This window comes from Longimicrobium sp., from assembly GCF_036387355.1.
Lineage (GTDB): Bacteria > Gemmatimonadota > Gemmatimonadetes > Longimicrobiales > Longimicrobiaceae > Longimicrobium.
This window is the reverse complement of record NZ_DASVTX010000306.1, coordinates 1-10,664: the sequence shown is the minus strand read 5'-3', so window position 1 is coordinate 10,664 and position 10,664 is coordinate 1. Positions and strand designations below refer to the sequence as shown.

Below are 10,664 nucleotides of genomic sequence, written 5' to 3'. Positions count from 1 at the left end.
CGGCGCCCCGCCCACGTCGCGGAACCCGCCTCCGATGGCGGCCAGCGCGTTGGCGTTGGCCGCCGCGCTGGGGTTCAACCCCACGTTGCCGCCCAGCAGAAACGGGCCCAGGCTGCTGGTGCCGCGCTGCACCAGCGGAAGCGTGGCGAACACGGTAAGCCGGTCGCGCAGCCCGTAGCGGACGGTAAAGGGCACGCGGCGCTCGCTGATGCGCGCGCGGAACGACGCCTCGCCAATGGAAAGGTCTTCCGCCAGCGGGCGGGCGGCCGTGCCTTCCAGCGTGCTGAACAGGGCGCGCAGCCGCGGGTCCAGCCGCGTGAGCGAGTCCGCCGCCACGCGCCGGGCCAGCGCGCCGAACGGGGCGGCAAACTCGCTGCCCAGCCCGCCGCTCTCGCCCGACAGGCGGTCGTAGTGGGTAAAGATGCCGCCAGACGACAGCTCCAGCATTCCGCGGCGGAGCACCCACGCCTCGGTGTCCTGGGCGCGGGCGGCGGCGGGAAGTGCGGCGGCGGCAAGGGCCAGGGCCAGTGCGGGCCGGAACCTGTATTTCATCCGCAACGTGCGGTCAAAGTAGAAAATCAGAAAAAACCAGCGGTGCCGAGCGGGGAGGCTAGCGCCCGCCGCGGGCCGTGTCAAACGCCGCGGAGGCCGCAAACACTCGCCGCCCGGGGTTGACGGGCCGCCGGGGCACCCATACATTTGCCGGGCGTTTGCTGCGCGGAACGGCGTTGGTTGTCGGCTCCACACCTGCAGCGAGTGTGCTGGCGCCGTGGCCAAGTGGTAAGGCAGAGGACTGCAAATCCTCGACCCCCGGTTCGAATCCGGGCGGCGCCTCTGGGCTGTGATCGCCCGGGCGGCCGGTTGACGGCCCGTTCCCGGGCGGTTAGCTTGCAAGACTGTGGTTCAGTCGCGCCCCGTTCGTCTAGTGGCCTAGGACATGGCCCTCTCAAGGCCAAAACACGGGTTCGATTCCCGTACGGGGTATGATGGGAAGTCTGGAGGGCAAAGGGTCAGGTCCCCGCAGGAAGCAGCCCACCTTCCGGCGCGGGCGCGGATAACCTCCGGCCCGCGATACGCTCGCTTAGCTCAGCTGGTCCAGAGCGCTCGCTTCACACGCGAGAGGTCATAGGTTCAAATCCTATAGCGAGCACTAGAAACCTTGAAAACCCCGTCGCATTTGCGGCGGGGTTTTCTCGTGTCCTTCGCCCGCTTGCACGGCTCAGGAGAAGTGGCATGACGATGCCCGGATACGATCCCGCCCGGATCGACCGCGACGGCTTTGCGCTGGTCGCCGACGTGGCCGACCGCGCGACGGTCATCGGACTGCTGGAGGCGCTGGCCGAGGTGGACGGCCCCGAGGCCATCCGCAGGCGGGGCACCGTGCACGCCGTCCGCAACCTGCTGGAGGTTGTGCCCGCGGTGCGTGCCCTCGCGCGCTCCCCGGCGGTGCGCGCGCTGGTGGAGCCGGTGCTGGGGGCGGAGTGCTTCGCGGTGCGCGGCATTCTGTTCGACAAGACGCCGGACGCGAACTGGAAGGTGGCCTGGCACCAGGACCTCACCATCGCCGTGGCCGAGGAGCGCGAGGTGGACGGGTTCGGCCCCTGGTCGCGAAAGGCGGGGATCCCGCACGTGCAGCCCCCCGCGGCCGTCCTGGAGAACATGCTCACCGTGCGCGTTCACCTGGACCCGTGCGGGATCGAGAACGGGCCGGTGCAGGTGATCGCGGGCTCGCACCGGCACGGCCGGCTGGCACCGGACCAGGTGGATGCGTGGCGGGACCGCGAACCGGCCGTCCCGTGCACCTGTGGGGTGGGCGGCGCGCTGGTGATGCGGCCCCTTCTGCTGCACGCCTCGTCTCCATCCACCGTGCCCGGCCACCGCCGCGTCGTTCACCTGGAGTTCGGCGCGGGCGGCCTGCCCGGCGGACTGGACTGGCACGGGCGCTGGTAGGCCGGATCAGCCGGGCGGGGCGGGGGGGAGCGCACGGCCCCTGGCCCAGTATGCCGGCCCGCACGCGCGAAATCCCACTTCGGCCTGTTCGTCGCCGGGCCGGCTGCGCAGGTTGGGCATCCGCTCCGCCCCCGGAACAATGGCCAGCAGCGTGGCGCGGGCCGGGCCCAGCGCGCGCATGACGCAGAACGCCTGGGGCCGCTGAATGAGCACCGGCCCCACGTACAGCATGGACACGTTGTCCATCTGGTCCAGCATCACGTAGCGCGCCCCGGCCGCGCGCGCCGCCGCGATCAGCGTGTCGGGGTTGGCGCTGAAGGGAAAGACCCGGCTGCGGTACCCCGACTCGGCCCAGAACAGGGTCGGCTTGCGGGCCAGCACCGCGGAGCCCGCCGGCAGCCGCCCGCGCACCTCGAGGGCGATGTCCAGGTAATCCGTGTACTCCGGCGAAAGACACGGGTGCGTGAACGACGGGCTGTATGCCGCCTGGCACCGCCTCGCATCCACCACCTCGAGGCGCAGCGTCGGCACGCTCAGGAGCATGATGAGCGCGGCCGCCGCCCCCGCCAGCCACGGCGCCCGCATCCGCGCCGCGGCCCACCGCACCGGCTCCGCGGCGCACACCAGCAGCACGGGCAGAGCGGGGAGAAGAAAGCGCTCGCCGGCCCACTCGCGCGGCCAGATGAGCACCAGCCCCATGTACAGCGGCAGCCAGAACTCCGCCGCGCCGGGGCGCCGCACGCGCATCACCCATCCCGACAGCGCCAGCAGCACCAGAGCCGCCCCCAGGACCAGCGCGCGCCGGCCATCGATCCAGCCGATCACCAGGCTGGGGAGGTGCGAGCTGGCGTAGATGGAGACGTTGGCCCACATCCGCTCCAGGAGCCCCGCCGCGTCCACCCGTCCCAGCGCTGGACGATACGGATCCACGTACCACAGAAAGCCGGCGTAGCCGGGCGCGTTCAGCGCGCGTCCCCGCAGCGCCCACCACACGCCGAACGGCGCGACGATGGCCGTGAGCAGCGCGAGCGCGGTCCAGCGGCGGCGCCACGCCAGCCACGCCGCCGCGCCCACCACCAGCGGCAGCCCGGCGGCCCGCGTCATGTACGCGGCCAGCGTGGCCGCGGCGGCGAGCGCGGCCATCGCCATCCACCGCCGGTCCGGCGCGCGGGGCTCGCCTCCGGTCTTCTCGGCCGACGGCGGCGGTGCGGGGCAGGCGAAGGCCCAGAGCGCGAGCATGGTCATGGCCCAGAACGGCGCGTCGCTCAATTCCCAGCGTCCCTGGTCCACCACGCCGGGGCTGATGGCGAGAATGCCAGCGACGCCCAGCGCCGCCCGCATGCCCGCCGCGCGCCGCGCCCACAGGAACGAGAAACCGACCGCGGCGGCGGAAAAGAACGCCACCAGGACCTTGAAGCCCACCCACGGTTTGATCCCCACGCTCATCGCCGCCGCCAGCAGCAGGGGAAAGCCGGGCGGATACTGCGTGTGCGGCCGCATGGCGGGGTCCCACAGCTCCCGGTATCCGCCACCGTCGCGCAACGACTGCGCGAGCGCCAGGTACGACGCGCCGTCGCCGCCGGAGTGCAGGGTGGGGATCAGCGCCGCGAGCACGATGGCCAGGTGCGCGAGCGCAAAGGCGAGCGCCACGGCCCAGGGACGCGCCGCGGCGGCGCCGATCATCCGGCGAAAGACGCCCGGAGCGGGACGGGGCGGGGGTGCGTGCCGGGACGCCCGGGAGCGGGCGGGGGTGGAGCGGCTCACGTGCGGCGGATCAGGATGCGGGATGCGGGGGCGGACTGCCATGCCGGCGCGCAACGTAGCGGGCGCGGCGCGCACGGACAACGCGCCGCCCGTTCACAGGCCCGACGGGGATGGATGTTGCCCAATCGCGCGGATCAGGTGATACTGATGCAGCCGCCGATGCACCCGGGCCTCTCGTCCGTCCCCGCATCGGCCCCCGTGCACCCGAGGGAGCCAATCGGCGCACCCGGTGTACACTGCGGGTCCCCGCGATGCCGAACAGGCCGGTACCCGCCGGCGCCCATCCGCGAACATGACCGATTCCCGCTTCTGGATTCCGCTGCTCATCGCCGCCGCCGACCCGCTCCCCGAGGCACTGCACCGTGGCCCGCCGGTGCCGGGGTACGAGCTTACCCTGCCCACGCGCATCAAGGACGCCGACGTCCTTCGCGCCAGCCTGCGCGAGTTCCGCGCGGGGGATGACGGGAACGCGCTCAGCGCCGAGATCGGCGGGGCGCACGTGATCTTTCGCCCCGGCGCGCACGGCCGCATGGACGCCGTCTTTGTGGCCGGCGTTTCGGAAGAGCGCGCGCACAGCATCGTGCTCACGGTGGAGCACGCCTATGCCCGCGAGCGCAACGCCGCGCGCCACCGCTCGTCCGGCGGACCCGCCGCGGACTGACGGGTCCGGCCGGTCGCGGCGGCCCGGCATCCAGCCCATCCGACATCCATCGCGTCTCCGTCCCGTATGGCCGCACAGCGTAGCTCTGTGCGGCCCACGGCTTTATCTTGCACGGACGATCATCGTCACCCCGAATCGGCAATCGACTCGTGAAGCTTTCTCGCCTGCTTGTCGCGTTCGCGTTCAGCGCCGCCGCGGTGCCCGCCGCGGCCCAGCTGCGGCTGGACCTGAACATCCCTGAAAACCGGCTGCGCGTGCTGGACGGGGACAGCCTGGTGCGCACGTATCGCGTCTCCGTGGGCACGCCCGGCCACGACACGCCGGACGGCTCCTTTACCGTGGAACGCGCCGAGTGGAACCCGTCGTGGCGGCCGCCCGCGGACCGGGAATGGGCGCGCGGCAAGGAGTTCATGCCGCCCGGGCCCAACAACCCCATGGGCCGCGTGAAGCTGTTCTTCATGCCGCTGTACTACATCCACGGCACTCCGGATTCCGCCAGCATCGGGCAGCCGGCGTCGCACGGGTGCGTGCGCATGCGCAACCGCGACGTGGTGGAGCTCGCCCGCCTGCTGCACGAGCACGCGCAGCCCACCGTGGCGCCGGCGGAGATCGACGGCATTCTGCGCCGCTCCAGCACCACGCGCTGGTCCAGCTTTCGCGCGCCGGTTCCGCTCGTGATCCGCTACGACCCCGTGGTGGTGGAGAACGACGAGGTGCGGGTGTATCCCGACTTCTACAATCGCAGCCGCATTCACACCGAAGGCGTAATCCAGGCGCTGCTCGCGGCGGGGTACGAGGCGAATTCCATTGACCGGGCGCAGATCCGCGCGCTGCTGCAGCGGGCCCGCCAGGCGCGCGGCCCCGTGACGGCCAAGCTCGCCGACGCCTTCACCGGCCTGCGCCGCGCCACGGGAACGGTCGATCGGTAGCATTGCGATACCCGCATCCTTTCCCGCCCCGCCCGGCCACGCGCCGGGCGGGGCGTTTTCTTATCGAACGAGCGGGCGGCGGCCGCCGGAACGTGACTTGCCCCGCCCGGCCGCATGCGGACGGACGGAATGGAGGGACCGGAGACGGCGGAGCGGACTCTGGACCGCTGCCTGGACGCGCGGGCGCGGGCCGCCGTGCGCGAGGTGGTGCGGCAGGTGCGGCTGCGCGTGCCGGCGGAACTCGTGTACGCGGCGCTGTTCGGCTCGCGGGCGCGGGGGGATGCGCGCGCGGACTCGGACGTGGACCTGCTGCTGGTGTGGCGCAACCTGCCGCCGGACCGGGAGCCGCAGGCCGGGCACGCGGAGGCGATCGCGGCGGAGGTGGCGGAGCGTAGCGGCGTTCCCGTCGGCGTGTGGTCCGTCGCCATGGAGGACCTGGAGGAGGGGCGCCGCACCCCCATGCTGGTGGATGCGCTGGACGACGCCGTCCCCGTCTGGCCCGCGGAGCACCCGCCGCCACGCGTGCCGTTTACCCCCGCGGACGCGGTGTTCTGCGCCGGCCGCATGCTGGACCGGGTGGACGAGGGGAGCGCGGAAGTGGCGGGCAGCCTGCGCCGCGGGGATGGCGCATGGGTCCGGCGCGTGCGCGACGACGTGGTGCGGCTGTGCACCGCGCTTCTGGTGCTGGCGGGCGACACCCGGCCGCGCCGCGGCGACGCGGTCCGCGCCTTTGCCGCGCGCAGCCCCGCGTGGGTGCGCTCGCGCGGGGAGGCGCGGGCGCTGGCGTGGGTGGCGCGCTCGTATCCGCCGGGGCACCTGGAACTGGACGACCTGCCGCCCGTGCCGCCTCCCCCGGTCTCCGCGAACGTGCTGCTGGGGGTGGCGGAGCGGCTGCGGAACGAGGTCAGGCGGAGGCTGCGGAACGCGTTGCGGAGCACGGGATTCGTCTGCCGGTGAGCCCCGCGGGCGGGCGCAGGACTTGCTTGTCGAACGGGTATGGGCGCAGTTCGCGGCCCGTGCGGGACATCCAGCCTTCTGGCGTACCATGAGACTGTTTCAGGGCGATACACGGCAGCGGCGCACCTTTGGTGCCCTGTTCGCCGTCACGTTCATCATCACCACCCTGCTCACCGCGTTCTTTCAGACGCAGGTGGTGTCGGGCGCGAGCTACGCCGAGCGCTCGCAGGAAAACCGGATGCGCGGCATCCCCATTCCGGCGCCGCGCGGCACCATTCTGGACCGCAACGGCGAGGTGGTGGCCACCAGCATCACCAGCTACTCCATCGCGGTGCTGCCCGGCGACTCCGCGGTGGTGCACAACACGCTGAACGACCTGGCGCCCTTCCTGGGCCTGTCCAAGGAGAACATCGACGCGCTGATGGTGAAGCGGAACCGCCGCCAGCACGACCTGCTGGAGGTGACGGACCGCGCCACCTTCTCGCAGGCCGCCGCCATCGAGGAGCGCCGCTCGGCCTTCACCAACCTGATGGTGGTGGAGCGGCCGCAGCGCTACTACCCCAGCGGCATGGCGATCGGCCACATCTCCGGCTACGTGACGGAGATCACCAAGCAGCAGCTGGAGCAGGACCAGTACGCCAACGCCGGCTACCGGCAGGGAATGCTGATCGGGCAGGCGGGGATCGAGAAGCAGTACGAGCTGCACCTGGCCGGGCGCGACGGCGCGCGGTTCGTGGAGGTGGACGCCAAGGGGCGCGTGGTGGACCCGCGCTCCACGGTGGGCGCGCGGGCGCCCATTCCGGGCAGCCCCATGAAGCTTACGCTCGACCTCAAGCTGCAGGAGTACATCCACCAGATCTTTCCCGACACCATGGAAGGCGCGGTGGTGGCCATGGTGCCCAGCACGGGCGAAGTCCTGGCCATGTACAGCCATCCGTCGTACGACCCCAACGACTTCGTGGGCCGCATTCCCTCGCGGCTGTGGGGCGCGCTGAACACGGATCCGCGCAAGCCGATGTTCAACCGCACCATCACCGGCCAGTACCCGCCGGCGTCCACGTTCAAGACGATCACGGCGGCGCTCGGCCTGCAGCGTGGCATTCTGAAGAAGGACACGCGCATGCCCATCTCGTGCACGGGCGGGATGGCGTACGCGGGGCGCTACTCGCGGTGCTGGTACCGGGCGGGCCACGGCTCGCTGGACTTGGCGCAGGCCATCGAGAACTCCTGCAACGTGTACTTCTACCAGGTGGGCATCCGCATCGGCCTGGCGGAGCTGTCGCGGGCGGGAGTGCGGCTGGGCTTTGCCTCCAAGACGGGGATCGACCTTCCCGCGGAGCTGCCGGGCATCTATCCGCGGGGGCTGGCGTGGTACAAGAAGCGCTTCCGGGTGGATCCGGTGCCCTCGGATGTGATGAGCCTGAGCATTGGCCAGGGCCCCAACACGCAGACGCCGCTCCGCATGGCGTACGTGTACAGCGCCATTGCGGGCGACGGCACCTCGCCTTCGCCGCACCTGGTGGAGGGCGACAGCATCGCCAAGGGCGAGCCCATTGACCTGGGGCTGGACCAGACGCAGCTGGAGGCGCTGTGGGAGGGGCTGCGCCTGGTGACGGAGCCGGACGGCACGGCGCTGCAGTCCAGCCTGGCGCGCTACAAGCTGTACGGAAAGACGGGGACGGCGCAGAACCCGCAGGGCGCCGACCACGGCTGGTTCGCGGGCTTTGCGGGGCGGCCCGGCGGGCACCCGGAAATCGCCATTGCGGTGATTGTGGAGCACGGCCTGCACGGCGACGCGGCGGCGCCGCTGGGCGCCAAGATCGTGAACTACTACCTGGACCGGAGGTACAAGCAGCCGTTCGACCCGGCGCCCACGCTGGGCGAGCGCTGGCGTTCGGGGCGGGGCGGCACGGACGGGCAGTGGGACACGCCCAACCGCAGGCTGATTCCCTTCTCGCGTGAGGAGATGGCCCGCGCCCGCGGCGGTTCCGCCGCCGCGCGCCCGGCCCGCCCCGCCCGCGCGGCGGACTGACCGGCCGGAGGACAAAGGAAGAACGGCGGCGGCCCCCCAAGGGACCGCCGCCGTTCCGCTTCTCCCCCCGGGGACATCGGCCCTCTCGTACTCTCGTACTCTCGTACTACCCCACTCCGCACCCCGCACTCACGCACTCACGCACTCACGCACTCCCGCACTTTTCCTTGACTCCCCGCGCCCCCCGCCGCAAGTTGTCCCGCTTCCGGCCGCCGGGGTGGTTCTGCCCCCGCGCGGCCCTGGCCAGGACGGTCCCCCATTGGACATGGCGAACAAGACCAAGGCGCGCACGACGGCCATTCCGCACGGGCTGACGCGCGAGCAGCTGCTGGAGATGTACCACCTGGTGCGGCTCACCCGCAGCCTCGAAGAAAAGCTCGAGGTGCTCTTCAAGCAGAGCAAGATCGTGGGCGGGCTGTTCCGGTCGCTGGGGCAGGAGGGCGAGTCGGTGGCGTCGGCCTACGCGCTGCGCCGCCGCGACGACGGCACCGGCGACATGCTTTCGCCCCTGATCCGCAACCTGGGCAGCATGCTCACCATCGGCAGCAGGCCGGTGGAGGTGGTGCGGCAGTACATGGCCAAGGGCGATTCGCTGGCGCGGGGCAAGGAACTCAACATCCACATCACCGACCTGCAGCGCGGCTTCATCGGGCAGATCTCGCCGCTGGGCGACCTGATTCCGGTGATGGCGGGCGTGGCGCTGACCTTCAAGCAGCGCGGCGAGGACCGGGTGGGGATGGTGTACATCGGCGACGGCGCCACCAGCACGGGCGCGTTTCACGAGGGTGTCAACTTTGCCGCCGTGCAGCGCCTGCCACTGGTGGTGATCGTGGAAAACAACCAGTGGGCGTACAGCACGCCGTCCAAGTTCATGACGGCCGCCAAGGCGTTCGTGGACAAGGCGCCGGGCTACGGCGTGGCCGGCGAGCAGGTGGACGGCAACGACATGCTGGCCGTGTACGGCGCCAGCCGGCGCGCGGTGGACCGCGCCCGCGCGGGCGAGGGCGTAACCCTGCTGGAATTCATGACCTACCGCCGCAAGGGCCACGCGCAGCACGACGCGCAGACGTACGTAGACCCGGCGGAGATCGACCACTGGGCCCGCACCAACGACCCCATTGACCGGTACGTAAAGACGCTGCTGGACAACGGATGGGCGACGGCCGACGAGCTGACCGCGATCGGGCAGGACATTGACCGCGAGCTGGACGAGGCGGTGGCCGAGGCGGAGCAGAGCCCGCTTCCGGAGCCCGAAGAAGCGCTGACGGACGTGTACGGCGACGGCCCGGTGAACGCCCCGTGGACGCGCCACACGCCGCCCGACCCCACCCTGGCCTGACGCATACGCTTACGATGGCGACTGTACTGGAAAAGCCGGAGCACCTGCGGCTGACGGAGCAGGGCAAGCCCGTCACCCTGCTGGAGGCCATTCGCGAGGGCCTCTGGGAGGAGATGGAGCGCGACCCGTCGGTGTTCATGATGGGCGAGGACATCGGCGCGTACGGCGGCGCCTTCAAGATGACGGACGGCTTTCTGGACGCGTTCGGCAGCCTGCGCGTGGTGGATACGCCCATCAGCGAGATCGGCTTCACGGGCGCGGCCGCGGGCGCCGCGCACATGGGGATGCGTCCCGTGTGCGAGATGCAGTTCATCGACTTCATCTCGTGCGCGTACGACATGATCACCAACTACATCGCTACCAGCCGCTACCGGGGCAGCGGCGGCGTGCCCATGGTGATCCGCGGCCCCTCCGGGGGCGGCGTGCGCGGCGGGCCGTTCCACTCGCAGAACCCGGAGATGGCGTTCTTCCATACGCCGGGCCTCAAGATCGTGTACCCGTCCACGCCGTACGACGCCAAGGGGCTCATCAAGGCCGCCATCCGCGACGACGACCCGGTGCTGTTCTTTGAGCACAAGTGGCTGTACCGCCGGCCGCAGCTGCGCGAGGTGCTGCCCAAGGACGACTACATCGTCCCGCTGGGCAAGGCGCGCACGCACCGCGAGGGAACGGACCTCACGATCGTGACCTACGCGGCCATGGTGCACAAGTGCGCCGAGGCGGCGGAGGTGCTGCAGAAGGAAGACGGCCTGTCGGTGGAGATCATCGATCTGCGCACCCTGCTGCCGCTGGACGAGGACTCCATCGTGGCGTCGGTCAAGAAGACCAACCGCCTGCTGATCGTGCACGAGGATACGCGCACGGGCGGCATCGCGGGCGAGATCGCCATGCGCGTGAACGAAAAGGCGTGGGAGTGGCTGGATGCGCCGCCCCTGCGCGTGGCCGCCGCCGACGCGCCCGTGCCGTACTCGCCGCCGCTGGAAGACTACTTTCTGCCGCAGGTGGACGACGTGATCAAGGCGGCCCGGCACC

9 protein-coding genes and 3 tRNA genes are annotated in these 10,664 nt (G+C 71.3%); 10 read left to right on the top strand and 2 right to left on the bottom strand.

What is annotated here, in order from left to right:
• On the bottom strand, window positions 1-552 hold a 552-nt coding region (locus VF665_RS13285), incomplete at its 3' end, for a hypothetical protein (protein WP_331053911.1).
• Window positions 553-763: 211 nt separating this feature from the next.
• On the opposite strand from VF665_RS13285, the gene VF665_RS13280 reads away from it, so the two are divergent.
• The 4 genes from VF665_RS13280 (at window position 764) to VF665_RS13265 (ending at window position 1,950) form a co-directional block, all read left to right on the top strand.
• Window positions 764-834: transfer RNA gene (locus VF665_RS13280), tRNA-Cys, on the top strand.
• A 77-nt stretch (window positions 835-911) separates the two neighbouring features.
• A tRNA-Glu gene (locus VF665_RS13275) sits at window positions 912-984 on the top strand.
• 91 nt (window positions 985-1,075) lie between these two features.
• Window positions 1,076-1,150, top strand: a tRNA-Val gene (locus VF665_RS13270).
• Between the two features lie 83 nt (window positions 1,151-1,233).
• Window positions 1,234-1,950, top strand: a complete 717-nt coding sequence (locus VF665_RS13265; protein ID WP_331053910.1) for a phytanoyl-CoA dioxygenase family protein — start codon at window positions 1,234-1,236, stop codon at window positions 1,948-1,950.
• Between the two features lie 6 nt (window positions 1,951-1,956).
• On the opposite strand, the gene VF665_RS13260 is transcribed toward VF665_RS13265, so the two are convergent.
• Window positions 1,957-3,633: a phospholipid carrier-dependent glycosyltransferase gene (locus tag VF665_RS13260; RefSeq protein WP_331053909.1), complete on the bottom strand. Its 1,677-nt coding sequence runs from the start codon at window positions 3,631-3,633 to the stop codon at window positions 1,957-1,959.
• Between the two features lie 373 nt (window positions 3,634-4,006).
• On the opposite strand from VF665_RS13260, the gene VF665_RS13255 reads away from it, so the two are divergent.
• The 6 genes from VF665_RS13255 to VF665_RS13230 all read left to right on the top strand — a co-directional run.
• A complete protein-coding gene (locus VF665_RS13255; protein ID WP_331053908.1) occupies window positions 4,007-4,375 on the top strand; it encodes a hypothetical protein in 369 nt (122 codons plus the stop codon).
• A gap of 149 nt (window positions 4,376-4,524) precedes the next feature.
• The gene (locus VF665_RS13250) at window positions 4,525-5,304 is read left to right on the top strand and encodes a L,D-transpeptidase (protein WP_331053907.1); all 780 of its coding nucleotides are present in this window, start codon (window positions 4,525-4,527) and stop codon (window positions 5,302-5,304) included.
• 114 nt (window positions 5,305-5,418) lie between these two features.
• Entirely contained in the window at window positions 5,419-6,261 is an 843-nt protein-coding gene (locus tag VF665_RS13245) for a nucleotidyltransferase domain-containing protein (RefSeq protein WP_331053906.1), read from the top strand.
• An 88-nt stretch (window positions 6,262-6,349) separates the two neighbouring features.
• The gene (mrdA, locus tag VF665_RS13240; RefSeq protein ID WP_331053905.1) at window positions 6,350-8,293 is read left to right on the top strand and encodes a penicillin-binding protein 2; all 1,944 of its coding nucleotides are present in this window, start codon (window positions 6,350-6,352) and stop codon (window positions 8,291-8,293) included.
• Between the two features lie 265 nt (window positions 8,294-8,558).
• Window positions 8,559-9,632 carry a thiamine pyrophosphate-dependent dehydrogenase E1 component subunit alpha gene (locus tag VF665_RS13235; protein WP_331053904.1) on the top strand — a complete coding sequence of 358 codons (1,074 nt, stop codon included), beginning with the start codon at window positions 8,559-8,561 and terminating at the stop codon, window positions 9,630-9,632.
• Window positions 9,633-9,646: 14 nt separating this feature from the next.
• Window positions 9,647-10,664: alpha-ketoacid dehydrogenase subunit beta (locus tag VF665_RS13230; RefSeq protein WP_331053903.1), on the top strand; the 1,018-nt coding region annotated here is incomplete at its 3' end.